The organism is Mesorhizobium sp. W016 (genome assembly GCF_054719485.1).
In genome coordinates, this window is the sequence record NZ_JBTTIF010000002.1 from 1314206 (window position 1) to 1329861 (window position 15656).

A 15656-nucleotide genomic window follows, 5' to 3' on the forward strand; every position below is an offset into this window, starting at 1 on the left:
CGGGTGGCTGTTTCCATGAAACGGTGAACCACTGTGGCCCTCTCAGACGCCATAGCGCTCGGTGCGGATGATTTCCGCTGATATACCGGCGTCGATCAGCGCCTGGGCAGCCGCCGAGACGAAGGCGTTCGACCCGCAGACGAAGGCGAGCGCCGGCGGCCGCGGCAGCCGCGTGAGCGCCTGCATGACCATTGCCGTGTCGATGCGCCTCGAATAGTCGGACGGGCGCCGTACGGCCTCGCGCGTCAGCGTCAGCACCAGCTCGAACCCGTCGCGGCGGTCACCGAGACCGATCAGCTCGTCGCGGAAGATCACCTCGTCCCAGACCCGCACCGAAAACATCAGCGCCACCGGCACCGCCGATTTGCGCAAGGTTCGATGCCGCACCATCGCCATCAGCGGCACCACGCCGGAGCCGCCGCCGACCAGAAGCAGCGGCCCGCCATCCCCATCGGACCAGACGAAATGGCCGCCGAGCGGCCCGCGCAGTTCGATCTCGTCACCGACCGCGGCGATGTCGTGGAAGAAGGGCGAGACTTCACCGTCGTCGAGCTTCTCGATCGCCAGCTCGATCGTGGCGCCGCTCTCCGGCGCCGAGGCGATGGAATAGGAGCGGCGCGCCTGGTAGCCGTCAGGCGCCGTCAGCCTGACGTCGACATGCTGTCCGGCGCGATAGGCGAATGGCCGTGACAGCGCGAAAAAGAAACTGGTGACGCGAGGCGTCCGCTTTTCGATCCGGGTGATTTTCGCCGTCTGCCAGGGAGATTGCGGCGCTTCGCTCATGGATCGCCGCTATAGCGCTGCTCGCGCCACGGGTCGCCATAGATGTGATAGCCGCGCAATTCCCAGAAGCCCGGCTCGTCGCGCTCGGTGAACTGCAGCCCGTTCAGCCATTTAGCCGATTTCCAGAAATAGAGATGCGGCACCAGGAGCCGCGCCGGGCCGCCATGGTCGGCAGTGATTGGCTTGCCTTCATAAAGCAGCGCCACCATCGCCTTCCCCGCGGTGAGATCCTTGGCCGGCACGTTGGTGGTATAGCCGTCATAGCCATGCGCCAGCAGGAAGCCGGTCGGCGCTTCGATGCCTGCATCGGCAAGGATGTCGTCGACCAGCACGCCTTGCCAGGCGGTATCGAACTTGGTCCAGGCGGTAACGCAATGGATGTCGCGCGTCATCTTGGTCAAGGGCAGCGCGTTGAACTCGGCCCAGTTCCATTTCTTGATCGGGCGCGGCCCGTGCTTGAGCGTGAACGACCAGTCCTCGGTGCGCACGCGCGGCGTCGGCCCCGCCGACAGCACCGGAAAGCCCTGTTCGAGATACTGACCGGGCGGAATGCGCGCATCGGTCTCCGTCGGAGGCTTTCGACCGGAGGAAAAACCGCGAGTGACCATCGGACTGTCCGTTTTTAGCAGGCCATTGCCGGCCTGCCGTAATGTTCTCGAAGATGTCGCGGCGGGCAACAGGAATTTTGGCGGGGCCGTGAGGCAGGCCTGCCGATCGTTCAGCGAGCCCGCCGCATCATGACTCAACCGGCGGCGAAGGGTACGGCGACGAAGATTTGCGCGTCGCCCCGGTCGACCAAAAGCAGCACCGACTTCCGGCCCGATCTGCCGGTCTCGGCGATCGCCTGGTTGGCTTGCCGCGCATCCCGCACGGGCGACCGGTCGACGGCGACGATGACGTCGCCCGGCTGCAGGCCGGCATTGGCGGCTGCCTTGTCCGGATTGACGCGCTCGACCACGGCGCCACGCTGGTTCCAATCCCAATGTCGTCAGAGGGCTCCGGTGCGCCTGAGATAGGCTGTGGCGATCTCGCGCATCCGGTTGCCGTCGAAGCTCGGCCCATGGCCGCCATGGCCGAGGCGAACAGGCAGGTCAAGGAGCCGCTGCATGGTACGGCGATAATCAGGCCGGGAGGAATCCGGCAGGTCGTCGATCAGCGTGGAATCGTAGATGGCGTCGCCGGCAAAGAACAGGCCGTCTGCCTCGTCGAACAAAGCGATCGAATCCGGCGAATGTCCGGGCAGATGCAGGACGCGGAACTGCCGGTCGCCGAGGTCGACGATGTCGCCCTCGTCCAGCGTGCGCGTCAGCGGCGCCGGCGGAATCTTGTAGTCGGCCGCCGTCCAGCCCGGCGCCGGCAATTTCGAAACGGCGCCGTCGAGATTGTTGAACATGTAGGCGTAGGTCACCTGATCGTTCATGGTCTCGAAATGCTCGGCACTGTGCCGCGGCCCGGCGCGCAGCGGAAACTCGTGCAGCGAGCCGACATGGTCGAGATGGATGTGGGTGGCGACAACAATGAGCGGCTTGCCCTCGGGCGTGTCGATCTCAGGCGCCAGCGGGCAGATGCCCATGCCGGTGTCGACCAGCAGGTCGGCGTCGCGTCCCCTGAAATGCCAGATGTTGGCGCGCACGAAATCATGCACGAACGGCTCGGTCAGCATCGTCGTGCGGTCGTCGATGATCGTCTTGCCGAACCAGTCGCCGACAACGCGCTCGCCACCAAAACGGGTGCCGCCAAAACGGCCGCCCATCAGACGAAGGGCTTTCCCACCTTGTATTTTTCCGGCACCAGCCGCTTCAGGTAAGCCATGCCCGCTTCCGACAGCTGGTTGACATCGGGCTTCATGAAATCGTCGGACATATGGCGCGTCTTGCCGGCGACGTTCTTCAGCGGCACCTTCTTCAGCACGGTTTTCGTGCCGTCATATTGCAGCGCCACCGAGCCACCGCCTTCGCCGGCAACGGCAACCGCGAAGGCGCCGGCGTCGAAAGCCTCCTGCGCGTCGACGGCGCTGATCGCGCCGACATAGCCGCGCGGCATGTAGCCAAGCGCATCGACGCGGGCGCGCTTGCCCGGGAGGCCTTCGGCGAGCGCACGTTCCAGAGCTGACGGCAGGTCGCTGCCCGACAGTTTGACGTTGCCATGCGCGTCGCGCTCGAGCTTCTCCGGCGGCACCAGGCTTTCGACCAGCGCCTTGCCGTCGGCGGTGCTGACACCTTCGGAGACGGCGACGATGCAACGCTTGTGGCGGTCGAGCGTGGCGCGCACGTCGTCGATGAAACCGGCGGCGGAGAACGGCCGTTCCGGCACGTAGACCAGATGCGGGCCGCTGTCGGGATCGAGCTGCCAGGCTGCAGCCGCCGCGGTGAGGAAGCCGGCATGCCGACCCATTACGATGCCGACATAGATGCCGGGCAATGCGCGGAAATCGAGATCGACGGACAGGAAGGCGCCGGCGACGAATTCGGCCGCCGAGATGAAGCCCGGCGTGTGGTCGTTTTCCTCGAGGTCGTTGTCGATGGTTTTTGGCGCATGGACGAAAGCAATGCTGCCGCCGGCGGCGTCGGTCAGAATCTGCTGCGTGCCCGACGTGTCGTTGCCACCGATGTAGATGAAAGCGTCGGCGCCGGCCTTCTTCAACCCGTTGAGGATGACTTCGCAATAGGCGGCATCCGGTTTGTCGCGCGTCGAGCCGAGGGCTGCACTCGGCGTGCCGGCGATCAGCCGCAGCCGGTCCTCGGGGATGGCGGAGAGGTCTACATAGTTGCCGTCACGAATGCCGCGCACGCCGTGGAGCGAGCCCAGCACCTTGGCGCCGGGATGGCGCTTGCGGATTTCCAGCGTGGCCCCGACAACCGTCTGGTTGATGACGGCGGTCGGGCCGCCGCCCTGTGCGATGACAAACGTTCCAGCCATGCTCGATCTCTCCCGGCGCTGTGGTTTTCAAGGCACCTTGGCCTAGCTTGCCGCATCGCGCAACGGGAGTTTCCAGCGGCGCCAAACCGCCGCATAGGATCAGACGACGACGACCGGGTTCTTCTTGGAAACGCGGCTGTAGAGGTCGATGATATCCTGGTTGATCAGGCGCACGCAGCCCGACGACATCGCCTGGCCAATGCTCGCCCATTCCGGCGAACCGTGTATGCGGTAGCCGGTGTCCTTGCCGTCCTGGTAGATGTAGAGGGCGCGTGCGCCGAGCGGGTTGGTGAGGCCACCGGGCTGGCCGTTTTGCCATTTCACCAGTTCCGGCTTGCGCTGGATCATCTCCGGCGGCGGCGTCCAGGTCGGCCATTCCTTGCCGTACTGGATGTTGGCGCGGCCGGACCAGCGGAAGCCGTCCTTGCCGATGCCGACGCCGTAGCGGATGGCGTCGCCGCCCTCCTGCACCAGATAGAGCTTTCGCTCCTGCAGATGGACGACAATCGTGCCGGGCGCCTCGCCGGTCTCGTTGACGACGATCTGGCGGCGGAACTCCGGCTTGACCTTCTGATAGGGCACCGCCGGCACTTCGAAGCCGCCATCGTTGAGCGAAGCGTACATGACATCGGGGCCGGTGACGTTCTTGTCGACGCTGATCGCCGGACGGATCGGCCGCACCGAGCCGGTGACCGTGTCATCCAGCTGGAATTGCGGCAGCTCGAGCGTCGAAGTGCTGCAGCCGGCCATGCCGAGCAGCGTCATGGCGCCGGCCCCTGACAGGACGAAGCGGCGGGAATAGAGATGTTCGGTCTCGTTTGCGTCGCCATTTGCTGGCGGCGTCACATTCTGCGGCAACTCACGCATGCACCCAACCCTACGCTGTCGGCGGGAAACACGGTCCGGCCGGATGGCAGGCAGTTTCGCCAAACATGGTTGAAAAAGGGTGAAGGCCCAACGACCGGTCTTAAGCCTGTGCCGCCAATAGCCGCAGCGATCTGGCGAAATGGTCCGCCGTGCATTTTTGGGAGAGGGCTCTTTACATTCCTCCGCACACGAGGATTTATCCTTTTCTTTGCGCTCAAGGAGACAAAGATGTCGTTCGAAAACTGGGCCGCCTTCGCCGCCGCCTCCACCGTTCTGCTCATCATTCCCGGCCCGACCATTCTTCTGGTCGTGTCCTATGCGCTGGGCCAGGGCTGGCGCACCGCCTTGCCGATGGCCGTCGGCGTGGCGCTGGGCGACTTCACCGCCATGACCCTGTCGATGCTGGGCATTGGCGCGCTGCTGGCCGCGTCGGCGACCGTGTTCACCATTCTGAAGCTGATCGGCGCCTGCTATCTGGTCTATCTCGGGGTAAAACTGTTTCGCGCCGGCGGCGCGCTCAAAGCTGAACCGCGCACAGATGCCGTCTCGGCCGCCAAGATGATGGCGCACGCCTGGCTGGTCACCGCACTCAACCCGAAGAGCATCACCTTCTTCGTCGCCTTCCTGCCGCAGTTCCTCAACCGGGAAGCCGATTTCTGGACACAGATGCTGATCTTCGAAGCGACCTTCCTGGCGCTCGCCTTCGCCAATGCCTTCGGCTACGCGCTGATTGCGGCGCGCGCCCGCAACGTCGTACGCAACCCCAAGGCGATCCGCATCTTCAACCGCACCGGCGGCACGCTGCTGGTCGGCGCCGGGATCGCCACGGTGGCGATGCGCTCGGGCAATTAGGAACTGCGGAGCATCAGGGCCGATATGGCAGTAAGAGATCCATTCGGCCTAATGTTTTCGGGCGCGACCGAGGCCGGGTTTTCACCCTACAGCCAGGCCGTTCATGAATTGCAATGCTTCGTCGGCGACCCGGTCGGCTCCGTTGACCGCGCCATATCGGCGGATCCCGGTTTCGTCATGGCGCATGTCTTCAAGGGGTATCTGTTCGGCCTCGCCACCGAACGCGAGGCAATGGCGGTCACCCAGGCATGCCATGCTGCGGCACTGCCGCTTGCCGCGACGCCGCGCGAACAGGCGCATGTGGCGGCCCTTGGCCACCTTGCCGAGGGACGCTGGCATGACGCCGCGCGCCTGCTCGAAGATATCGCCATCGACAACCCGCTCGACGTGGTGGCGTTGCAGGTCGGCCACCAGATCGACTTCTTCACCGGCAATGCCCGCATGCTGCGCGACCGTATCGGCCGCGCGCTACCGTCCTGGCAGAGCGGCATGCCAGGTTATCACGCCATTCTCGGTATGCAGGCCTTCGGTCTCGAGGAGATGGGCGACTATATCAGAGCCGAAAGTTTCGGCCGACAGGCGATCGAGATCGAGCCGCGAGACGGCTGGGCGCAGCACGCGGTCGCCCATGTCATGGAGATGCAGAGCCGGCAACGGGACGGCATCGCCTGGATGCGCGCCAATCCCGAGGCGTGGACCAAAGAGAGCTTCCTGCAGGTGCATAATTGGTGGCATCTGGCGCTGTTCCACTACGATCTCGGCGAGACCGACGAGGTGCTCAAACTCTATGACGGGCCGATCTATGGCGAGCGTTCGACGCTGGCGCTGAACATGGTCGATGCATCCGCGATCCTGTGGCGGCTTTATCTCGGCGGTGTCGATGTCGGCGACCGCTGGGCAGCGCTCGCTGCCAACTGGGCGCCGAAGGCTGGAGCCGGCAATTACGCCTTCAACGATGCGCATGCGATGATGGCATTCGTCGGCGCCGGTCTCGAAGCGCCGGCCAAGATCTTGCTCGAAGCCCAGCACGAGGCGATGCGCGGCAGCGACGACAACGCCGCCTTTACCCGGGATGTCGGCCAGCCACTGACGGAAGGCATCAAGGCATTCGGCGAGGGCAATTACAGCGAAGCGGTGCGCCTGATCCGACCGATCCGCGCCATTGCCCATCGCTTTGGCGGCAGCCACGCCCAGCGCGATGTGATTGATCTCACGCTGATCGAGGCGGCGTTGCGCGCCGGCGACACGGCGCTTGCCTGGGCGTTGACGGCCGAGCGCGCACTGGTCCGGCCGGACAGTCCGCTGTCGGCGCTGTTTTCGCAACGCGCCGCCAATTTGTCAGAGAATTGACCCGCGGCGGATCTTGTTTTAAAAACTGGCAAGCCAGATTTTTTCGAGACCCGAAAAAATTAATGGCAATGGGAGGAATGCATGTATCTCGGCCTCGATCTCGGCACGTCGGGCGTCAAGGCGCTGTTGATCGATGCCGGGCAGAAGATCATCGGCTCCGGCCATGCTTCGCTTGACGTATCGCGGCCGCATCCCGGCTGGTCCGAACAAAACCCCGCCGACTGGATCCGCGCCTGCGAGACCGCCATTGCCAAGCTGAAAGCCTCGCACCCGAAAGAGCTTGCCGCGGTCAAGGGCATCGGCCTTTCCGGCCATATGCATGGCGCCACCTTGCTCGATGCCGGCGACCAGGTGCTGCGCCCCTGCATCCTGTGGAACGATACGCGCAGTCACGCCGAGGCCGCCGCGCTCGATGCCGACCCGCGCTTTCGCCAACTCACCGGGAATATCGTCTTCCCCGGCTTCACGGCGCCGAAACTCGCCTGGGTGAAGAACAATGAGCCTGCCGTCTTCGCCAAAGTGGGGAAGGTGCTTTTGCCGAAGGATTTCCTGCGGTTGTGGCTGACCGGCGAGCATATCTCAGAAATGTCCGACTCGGCCGGCACCTCCTGGCTCGATGTCGGCAAACGGCGCTGGTCCCCCGAATTGCTTGCGGCGACATCGCTCGACGAAAGGCATATGCCGTCGCTGGTCGAAGGCACGGAGAAGGCCGGCGCCTTGCGCGCCGAACTGGCCGCCAGCTGGGGCATAGCATCGGGCACCCCGGTTGCCGGCGGCGCCGGCGACAATGCTGCTTCGGCCTGCGGCATGGGCACGGTCGGCGCCGGCCATGCCTTCGTGTCGCTTGGCACATCCGGCGTGCTGTTTGCCGCCAACGCGTCCTATTTGCCCAATCCGGCCAGCGCGGTGCACACCTTCTGTCACGCGCTGCCAAACACCTGGCACCAAATGGGCGTCATCCTGTCGGCGACCGATTCGCTGAACTGGCTGTCGGAGATTTCAGGCAAGAAGGCCGGCGAATTGACCGCCGAACTTGGCGATGTGCTGAAAGCGCCTAGCGGGGTGTCGTTCCTGCCCTATCTCTCGGGCGAGCGCACGCCGCACAATGATTCCGCCATTCGTGGGTCCTTCACCGGACTGGCGCATGAATCCGGGCGCGCAGTGCTGACGCAGGCCGTGCTCGAGGGCGTCGCCTTCGCATTCCGCGACAGTCTCGAAGCCTTGAAGACCGCCGGCACGGATTTGACGCGGGTGACGGCAATCGGCGGCGGCTCGCGCTCGCGCTACTGGCTGAAGGCGATCGCTACGGCGCTGCAGGTGCCCGTGGACATTCCGGCCGACGGCGATTTCGGTGCTGCCTTTGGCGCGGCGAGGCTTGGTCTGATCGCGGCGACAGGGGCTGATCCGCGGGCGGTGTGCACGGCGCCGAGGACGGATGCGACGATCGAGCCGGATGCTGCGCTTGGCGGGGCGTATGCCGATGCGTACCAGCGCTACCGGGCGCTATACCCGGCGATCAAAGGCGCCATGGCGTGAGTGAGCGCGAGGCATCCCCCTCTGCCCTGCCGGGCATCTCCCCCGCAAGGGGGGAGATCGGCAGCGTCGGCGGGTATGCCAGTCTTGTAAGGTGGGTGATTAGCGAAGGCGTGGATGCCAGCCAATCTCCCCCCTTGCGGGGGAGATGCCCGGCAGGGCAGAGGGGGGTGTCTCGCGCCACCCTTAATCGATCACTGCGCCGGCACCTTGTCGAGAAACCCGGTGACGCTCTTCAGACGGCCGTTCTCGATAACACCGATATCGGTGCCTTCGATAACCGACGGCACGCCTTCCGGCCCAAGATTCCACGAGAAGCGGATGCGGTCGCCAAACCCGTCCGGCTGGCCCTTCAGCGAGAACCGGAAGCCGGCGAAGCGCTGCTGTACACCGTCGATCAGCTTGGCTACGCCGGCATGGCCGTCGCCTTGCATCAGCGGATCGCGGTAGCTGACGTCTTCCGTGAAGGTGGCCTTGAGCAGTTCGGCGCGGCGATCCGCATCGGCCTCGTTCCAGGCGGTGATGTAGTTCTGGGCGATCGTGTTGAGGTCGGTCATGGTCTGTCTCCTTCGTTGAGTGGCTTTGACACGAGCCTTTTCACCCCGAGCGAGAGCGAAACCAATTACGCCTGAGGTAATCAGGGCGAACTATTCGAGAGAGGACAGAAATCATGAGCAGCGGATTTTTCGGCGACATCAAAGCGATCAAGTATGAGGGGCCGGATTCGATCAACCCGCTGGCCTACCGCTTCTACAATCCCGACGAGGTGGTGGCCGGCAAACGGCTGGAAGACCATCTGCGCTTCGCCGTCGCCTACTGGCATTCTTTCGCCTGGCCGGGCGGCGATCCCTTTGGCGGCCAGACCTTCGACCGGCCCTGGTTTCCCAAGGCTGGCGGCGTCGACACGATGGAACTCGCCAAGCTGAAAGCCGACGTCGCCTTCGAGATGTTCTCGCTGCTCGGCGCCCCCTATTTCTGCTTTCACGACGCCGACGTGCGGCCCGAAGGAAAGGATTTCTCCGAAAGTGCCGCGCGGCTCGACGAGATCGCCGACTATTTTGCCGCCAAGATGAAGAAGACCGGCGTCAAGCTGCTCTGGGGCACGGCCAACCTGTTCTCCAACCGCCGCTTCATGTCGGGCGCCGCCACCAATCCCGATCCGGATGTCTTCGCCTATGCGGCGGCGACGGTGAAAAGCTGCATCGACGTCACCAAGCGGCTGAAGGGCGAGAATTATGTACTGTGGGGCGGGCGCGAGGGCTATGAAACGCTGCTCAACACCGATCTTGCCCGCGAGCAGGAGCAGGCCGGGCGCTTCCTCAGCCTGGTCGTCGACTACAAGCACAAGATTGGCTTCAAAGGCACGATCCTGATCGAGCCGAAACCGCAGGAGCCGACCAAGCATCAGTACGACTACGACGTCGCCACGGTCTACGGTTTCCTCAAGCGCTTCGGGCTGGAGAAGGAAGTGAAGCTTAACATCGAGCAGGGCCACGCGATTCTCGCCGGCCATTCCTTCGAACACGAGCTGGCGCTGGCCAATGCGCTCGGCGTCTTCGGCTCGATCGACATGAACCGCAACGACTACCAGTCGGGCTGGGACACCGACCAGTTCCCCAACAATGTGCCCGAGATGGCGCTGGCCTATTACCAGGTGTTGCAGGCCGGCGGCTTCAAGACCGGCGGCACCAATTTCGACGCCAAGCTGCGCCGCCAGTCGCTCGACCCGCAGGACCTGCTGATCGGCCATATCGGCGGCATGGATTCCTGCGCACGAGGCCTCAAGGCAGCCGCCAAGATGGTCGAGGACAAGGCGCTGTCGGGTCCGCTGGCCGAGCGCTATGCCGGTTGGAACACGGCCGAGGGCAAGGCGATGCTGTCGGGCAAGCGCTCGCTGGAAGACATCGCCGAGCGCGTGGTGAAGAAGAAGATCGAGCCGCAGCCACGCTCCGGCCGCCAGGAGTTGCTGGAAAACATCGTCAACCGCTACGTCTGAGGGCGGAAAGCCGATTCGTTGTGCTCAAGGGTGGCTGGATAACATTCCGGCCGCCCCGGAATGGGGTTTGCGCAAGACCCTATCCGACGACAAGGGTTTGCCCTTTGGCGCCCCTCAATGACCTCGCTCTTGCCTTCAAACTGCCGTCACGTATCTCGTATAAGGATGCGGTTGTGGCGGGTGAAAAGGAAGGAGGCGAACCGATATGCAGCATGAACGCGAAATCGACGCCCTGCTCTCATCCGGCGAGACCGGATCGATCATCGACCGGCTGATGGCGCTGCCGCGGCCGACCGACAGCGTGAAAAACGAATGGGATCGTGCTGTCAGCAGCCGATTTGAAGTCCGTCTGGCGAGGCAGATGCGCTCGCAGATGGACGCCGGCAGCGATCGACAGAACGCAGCCTGATCTCCCTTTGTCTGTGCATGTCGTTATCCCAAAACCGCGACACACTTTTGGGCGACATGCATCAACCTCGGCGCAGCCTGACCGGGGCTTCGCCGAACGCTCTTGAAAACGCTCTGGAAAATGCCGCGGCGGACGAGAACCCCGTCCGCCCGGCAATATCCGCCATGGCGATCCGCGTGTCGACCACCAGCCGCCGCGCCGCGCCCAGCCGCAGCCTGAGATAATATGCGCCCGGCGTCTCGCCGATCGACTTGCGAAAAATGCTCTCCAATGTCCGCGCCGTCACCCCGGCGCGTTTTGCCACCGCGTCGATGGTCAGCGGCTGGTCGACATGCGATTCCATCAGCCGGATAGCCTGCGCCAGACGCGGGTCGTAGCCGTCGAGCCGGCCGAGCGAGACCAGCGGCTGCGCGTCGGTCGCGGCGCGCGCCTGGTCGTAGATGAAGACGCTGGCGACATCGAGCGCGACGGCCATGCCGAGCCGGGTGCGGATCAGATGCAGCATCAGGTCGAAGGTCGGCGACGCCCCGCCCGAGGTGAACACCGGTCCGTCGATGACGTAGCGGTCCGGACGCACGTCGACGCCGGGAAAGGCGGAGGAAAAATCCTCCATGTCTTCCCAATGGGTGGTGGCGCTGCGGCCTTCGAGGAGGCCGGCGCGCGCCACCAGCCATGTGCCGGCCTCGACGCCGCCGCAGGCGCGAGCCGCGCGGGCCGCTCGCCGTAATCCGGAAAGCAGAGCCGATGTCGCGTAATTCTGGGTGCCGAAGCCGGCGACGACGACAAGCACGTCGGTCGGCTCGGCCGCATCGAAGCGGCCCCTGACCGCCACCGGCAGGCCGCATGTGGTGACCGGCGCCTCGCCGGTGACCGAGACCAGTTTGAAATCGAACAGCGTCTCGCCGGAAATGCGATTGGCGGCGCGCAGCGGGTCGACGGCCGACGCCACGCACATGATGGACGAGCCTGAAAACACCAGCAGCGTCACCTTGAGCGGCGATCGCTCGGCGCGAAAGATGGTCGGTTTTTCGCTCTTGATCATGAGAGCTTCGTAAATCGCAAAACAGTTTCCGGCAAGTCGGGCATTGTTGGGTCTGTTTCTATGGGAGGAGATGTCCATGCCGCTCGCGATGAACCGTGAGGTTTTCATTACCTGTGCCGTGACCGGGTCCGGCGGCTCGCAGGACCGCTCCCCGCATGTGCCACGCTCGCCCAAGCAGATCGCCGATTCGGCGATCGATGCGGCCAAGGCCGGTGCCGCCATCGTCCACTGCCATGTCCGCGACCCCGAGACCGGCAAGCCGCGCCGCGATATCCATCTCTACCGCGAAGTGACGGACCGCATCCGCGCGGCAGAAGTCGATGTGATCCTGAACCTGACCGCCGGGATGGGCGGCGACATGGTGTTCGGCTCACCGGAAGCGCCGCTGCCGCTCAATGAAAACGGCACCGACATGGGCGGCGCCACCAACCGCATGGAACATGTGCGCCAGTGCCTGCCGGAAATCTGCACGCTGGATTGCGGCACCATGAACTTCGCCGAGGCCGATTATGTCATGACCAACACGCCCGGCATGCTGCGCGCCATGGGCGGCATGATGACGGCGCTCGGCGTCAAGCCGGAGATCGAAGCCTTCGATACCGGCCACCTCTGGTTCGCCAAGCAGCTGGTCGAAGAAAAGGTCTTGAATCCCGACGCGCTGGTGCAGCTCTGCATGGGTGTGCCGTGGGGGGCGCCGGACGACCTCAACACCTTCATGGCCATGGTTAACAACGTGCCGTCGACCTGGAACTGGTCGGCCTTCGCCATCGGCCGCAACCAGATGGCCTATGCAGCCGCTGCAGTGCTCGCCGGCGGCAATGTCCGCGTCGGTCTCGAAGACAATCTCTGGCTCGACAAGGGCGTGCTGGCCACCAATGCGCAGCTGGTCGAGCGCGCCGCCAGCATCGTCACCAATCTCGGCGCCAGGATTTTGGGGCCGGAGGAAGTGCGCAGGAAGCTCAACCTCACCAAGCGGGCGCCGATCGCAGCGGCTGCTTAAGACGGGAGCGGATCATGGCTACCGTCAAATTCACTGCGATGAAGGATGGCGACAGGCAAGACTATGAGTTCCTGACCGCCCATGAGATCGACTATGCCGCCAGGACCGGCGAGCGGCTGCTCGACGCACTGGTGCAACTCGACGAAGGCCTGTCGGGCTACAAGATCACCAGGCTCGGCCATTCGCTGCAGGCGGCGACGCGGGCCTGGCGTGACGGCGCCGACACCGACTGGATCGCCTGCGCGCTGCTGCACGACATCGGCGACATCTACGCTCCCTACAATCACGACGAATACGCCGCCTCGATCCTGAAACCTTTCGTGCGCGAGCAATGCACCTGGGTGGTGGAAAAGCATGGCGACTTCCAGCGGCTCTGTTACGCGCATCATCTCGGCGGCAACCGCCACGCTCGCGACCGCTTCGCCGGCCATGCCTATTTCGACGATTGCGACCAGTTTTGCGAACGCTGGGACCAGTCGAGCTTCGACCCGGACTACGACACGCTGCCGATCGAATTCTTCTGGCCCTTCGTGCTCGAAGTCTTCGCCCGCAAGGCCTACGACCCCTTCGTGATCCGCTCCGGCGAGCGCGTGCCTCTCATCGACCCCGAAACCGCCAAGACAAGAACCGGAGCCTGACCATGAGCATCATCAACAAGGCAGCCGCCATTGGCGGCGGTGTCATTGGCGCCGGCTGGGTGGCGCGGCTGCTGCTCAACGGCATCGACGTGTCGATCTTCGATCCGGACCCGGAAGCGTCGCGCAAGGTCTCGGAAGTGATGAAGGGCGCGCGCCGCGCCTACAGGCAGATGGTTCCAGGCGGCCTGCCCAGGGAAGGCAGACTGACCTTTGCCAAGACCATCGCCGAGGCGGTGGCCGACGCCGATTTCATCCAGGAGAGCGTGCCGGAGCGGCTCGACCTCAAACACCGCGTGCTGGCCGAGATCGATCTCTACGCGCCGGCCAACGCCATTGTCGGCTCGTCCACCTCGGGCATCAAGCCGACCGACATGCAGGTGGCGATGAAGAAGCATCCGGAGCGTCTGGTTGTCGGACATCCCTTCAACCCGGTCTATCTGCTGCCGCTGGTCGAGATCGTCGGCGGCGAACAGACCTTTCCAGAGGCGATCGAGGTCGCAAAGGAGATCTATGCCTCGATCGGCATGAAGCCGGTGGTGATCCGCAAGGAGATCGAGGCCTTTGTCGGCGACCGCCTGCTCGAAGCGGCCTGGCGCGAGGCGCTGTGGCTGATCAAGGACGGCATCTGCACCGTTGAGGAACTCGACGACATCATGCGCTATGGCTTCGGCCTGCGCTGGGCGCAGATGGGCATGTTCCAGGTCTATCGCGTCGCCGGCGGCGAAGCCGGCATGCGCCACTTCATGGCGCAGTTCGGGCCGTGCCTGAAATGGCCGTGGACCAAGCTTATGGACGTGCCGGAGTTCAACGACGAGCTGGTCGATCTTATTGCCACCCAGTCGGACGACCAGGCGCATGGCCTGTCGATCCGCGAACTGGAAAAGATCCGCGACGACAATCTGGTCGCGATCATGGATGCTCTGTCGAAACAGAACAAAGGCAAGGGCTGGGGCGCCGGCGCCTTGCACAAGGACTATACCAGGCAGTTGGCCAAGCTGGCGGCGAAGAAGCCGGCCGCATCCAGGGCCGCAGAAAAGGCCAAGGCATCGAAGCCGGTGAAGAAGGCGGAAAAGCCGAAGAAAAAGAAGAAGGGCTGAGGACCATGGATTTCGGTCTTTCGGAGGAACAGAAGCTCATTGTCGAGACGACGCGCGCTTTCGTCGAGAACGAGCTTTACCCGCATGAACGCGAGGTCGAGCGCACCGGCGTGCTGCGCCGCGAGCTGATCGAGGAGATCAAGGTCAAGGCAATCGAAGCGGGGCTCTATGCGGCCAACATGCCGGCCGATGTCGGTGGCGCCGGCCTCGATACGGTGACTTGGCTGCTCTACGAGAAGGAACTCGGCCGCGCCAACTATGCGCTGCACTGGACCTGCGTCGCGCGCCCCTCCAACATCCTGCTCGCCGGCACGCCCGAGCAGCGCGAAAAGTACCTGTTCCCGTGCATCCGCGGCGAGAAGTGGGACTGCCTGGCGATGACCGAGCCCGGCGCCGGCTCCGACCTGCGAGGCATGAAGGCGACCGCGGTGCAGGACGGCGACGACTGGGTCCTTAACGGCACCAAGCATTTCATCTCCCATGCCGATCTCGCCGATTTCGCGATTTGTTTTATGGCTTCGGGCGAGGAAGAAACGCCGCGCGGCAAGCGCAAGAAGATCACCGCCTTCTTCGTCGACAAGGGCACCAGGGGGTTCACCGTGCGCGACGGCTACCGCAACGTCTCGCATCGCGGCTACACCAATGCCATCCTCGAATTCGACGATTGCCGCCTGCCGGGAGCCCAAGTTCTCGGCGAAGTGCACAAGGGTTTCGACGTCGCTAATTCCTGGCTCGGCGCCACGCGCCTGCAGGTCGGCGCCACCTGCCTCGGCCGCGCCGAGCGGGCGCTCGGTCATGCCATCGAATATTCGGCGCAGCGCCAGCAGTTCGGCCAGCAGATTGGCAAGTTCCAGGGCGTGTCGTTCAAGCTCGCCGACATGGCGACGGAATTGAAGGCGGCGGACCTGATGGTGTTCGAAGCCGGCTGGAAGTACGATCAGGGCACCGTCACCGATCAGGACATGGCCATGGCGAAGCTGAAGGCTACCGAAATGCTCGCCTTCGTTGCCGACGAAGCCGTCCAGATCCATGGTGGCATGGGGCTGATGGACGACCTGCCGTTGGAACGCATCTGGCGCGACGCCCGCGTCGAGCGCATCTGGGAAGGGACATCGGAAATCCAGCGCCACATCATTTCGCGGGCGCTGCTGCGCCCGTTCGGGGCATAAC

At 64.3% G+C, this 15656-nt stretch carries 16 protein-coding genes and 1 pseudogene; 9 read left to right on the forward strand and 8 right to left on the reverse strand.

The annotated features are described in order from the left end of the window. Positions 1-42: 42 nt before the first annotated feature. The 6 genes and pseudogenes from ACYG9V_RS06905 to ACYG9V_RS06930 form a co-directional block, all read right to left on the reverse strand. Positions 43-783 (reverse strand): FAD-binding oxidoreductase, encoded by a 741-nt coding sequence (locus tag ACYG9V_RS06905; protein ID WP_023696909.1) that lies wholly within the window; start codon positions 781-783, stop codon positions 43-45. After that, positions 780-1391 (reverse strand): sulfite oxidase-like oxidoreductase, encoded by a 612-nt coding sequence (locus tag ACYG9V_RS06910; protein ID WP_023684287.1) that lies wholly within the window; start codon positions 1389-1391, stop codon positions 780-782. The genes ACYG9V_RS06905 and ACYG9V_RS06910 overlap by 4 nt, the downstream gene beginning before the upstream one ends. A 134-nt stretch (positions 1392-1525) precedes the next feature. After that, positions 1526-1756: pseudogene (locus ACYG9V_RS06915) on the reverse strand (PDZ domain-containing protein); the annotation flags it as partial. A 15-nt stretch (positions 1757-1771) separates the two neighbouring features. Further along, complete coding sequence (locus tag ACYG9V_RS06920; protein WP_352763942.1) at positions 1772-2536, reverse strand: MBL fold metallo-hydrolase; 765 nt, start codon at positions 2534-2536, stop codon at positions 1772-1774. Next, positions 2536-3702 carry a diphosphate--fructose-6-phosphate 1-phosphotransferase gene (locus tag ACYG9V_RS06925; RefSeq protein ID WP_352763943.1) on the reverse strand — a complete coding sequence of 389 codons (1167 nt, stop codon included), beginning with the start codon at positions 3700-3702 and terminating at the stop codon, positions 2536-2538. The genes ACYG9V_RS06920 and ACYG9V_RS06925 overlap by 1 nt, the downstream gene beginning before the upstream one ends. Before the next feature lie 99 nt (positions 3703-3801). Then, complete coding sequence (locus ACYG9V_RS06930) at positions 3802-4569, reverse strand: L,D-transpeptidase (RefSeq protein ID WP_023668871.1); 768 nt, start codon at positions 4567-4569, stop codon at positions 3802-3804. A gap of 228 nt (positions 4570-4797) precedes the next feature. On the opposite strand from ACYG9V_RS06930, the gene ACYG9V_RS06935 reads away from it, so the two are divergent. The 3 genes from ACYG9V_RS06935 to xylB all read left to right on the forward strand — a co-directional run bounded on the left by ACYG9V_RS06935 (position 4798) and on the right by xylB (position 8307). Beyond that, the gene (locus ACYG9V_RS06935) at positions 4798-5421 is read left to right on the forward strand and encodes a LysE family translocator (RefSeq protein ID WP_352763945.1); all 624 of its coding nucleotides are present in this window, start codon (positions 4798-4800) and stop codon (positions 5419-5421) included. Positions 5422-5445: 24 nt separating this feature from the next. Beyond that, positions 5446-6771 (forward strand): tetratricopeptide repeat protein, encoded by a 1326-nt coding sequence (locus ACYG9V_RS06940; RefSeq protein WP_023715526.1) that lies wholly within the window; start codon positions 5446-5448, stop codon positions 6769-6771. A gap of 81 nt (positions 6772-6852) precedes the next feature. After that, on the forward strand, positions 6853-8307 hold the full coding sequence (gene xylB, locus ACYG9V_RS06945; RefSeq protein ID WP_023715527.1) for a xylulokinase: 1455 nt from the start codon (positions 6853-6855) through the stop codon (positions 8305-8307). A gap of 191 nt (positions 8308-8498) precedes the next feature. Here xylB and ACYG9V_RS06950 read toward each other — a convergent pair whose 3' ends face one another. Beyond that, a complete protein-coding gene (locus tag ACYG9V_RS06950; protein ID WP_023715528.1) occupies positions 8499-8861 on the reverse strand; it encodes a nuclear transport factor 2 family protein in 363 nt (120 codons plus the stop codon). Between the two features lie 113 nt (positions 8862-8974). On the opposite strand from ACYG9V_RS06950, the gene xylA reads away from it, so the two are divergent. Next, positions 8975-10300 carry a xylose isomerase gene (gene xylA / locus ACYG9V_RS06955; protein WP_023703616.1) on the forward strand — a complete coding sequence of 442 codons (1326 nt, stop codon included), beginning with the start codon at positions 8975-8977 and terminating at the stop codon, positions 10298-10300. A gap of 205 nt (positions 10301-10505) precedes the next feature. Next, entirely contained in the window at positions 10506-10709 is a 204-nt protein-coding gene (locus ACYG9V_RS06960; RefSeq protein ID WP_023668865.1) for a hypothetical protein, read from the forward strand. 61 nt (positions 10710-10770) lie between these two features. Here the strand turns inward: ACYG9V_RS06960 and ACYG9V_RS06965 are convergent, their stop codons facing one another. Then, positions 10771-11751: a GlxA family transcriptional regulator gene (locus tag ACYG9V_RS06965; RefSeq protein WP_023736239.1), complete on the reverse strand. Its 981-nt coding sequence runs from the start codon at positions 11749-11751 to the stop codon at positions 10771-10773. Between the two features lie 76 nt (positions 11752-11827). Here ACYG9V_RS06965 and ACYG9V_RS06970 point away from each other — a divergent pair, with 76 nt between their 5' ends. The 4 genes from ACYG9V_RS06970 to ACYG9V_RS06985 are packed head-to-tail and all read left to right on the forward strand — an operon-like array spanning position 11828 to position 15655. Then, complete coding sequence (locus ACYG9V_RS06970; RefSeq protein WP_023738056.1) at positions 11828-12751, forward strand: beta-keto acid cleavage family enzyme; 924 nt, start codon at positions 11828-11830, stop codon at positions 12749-12751. A gap of 14 nt (positions 12752-12765) precedes the next feature. Beyond that, positions 12766-13389, forward strand: coding sequence for an HD domain-containing protein (locus ACYG9V_RS06975; protein ID WP_352763946.1), 624 nt, complete (start codon positions 12766-12768; stop codon positions 13387-13389). Between the two features lie 2 nt (positions 13390-13391). Next, the gene (locus tag ACYG9V_RS06980; protein WP_023828614.1) at positions 13392-14486 is read left to right on the forward strand and encodes a carnitine 3-dehydrogenase; all 1095 of its coding nucleotides are present in this window, start codon (positions 13392-13394) and stop codon (positions 14484-14486) included. A gap of 5 nt (positions 14487-14491) precedes the next feature. Next, the gene (locus ACYG9V_RS06985) at positions 14492-15655 is read left to right on the forward strand and encodes an acyl-CoA dehydrogenase family protein (RefSeq protein WP_023736236.1); all 1164 of its coding nucleotides are present in this window, start codon (positions 14492-14494) and stop codon (positions 15653-15655) included. The last annotated feature ends 1 nt before the right edge of the window (position 15656 follow it).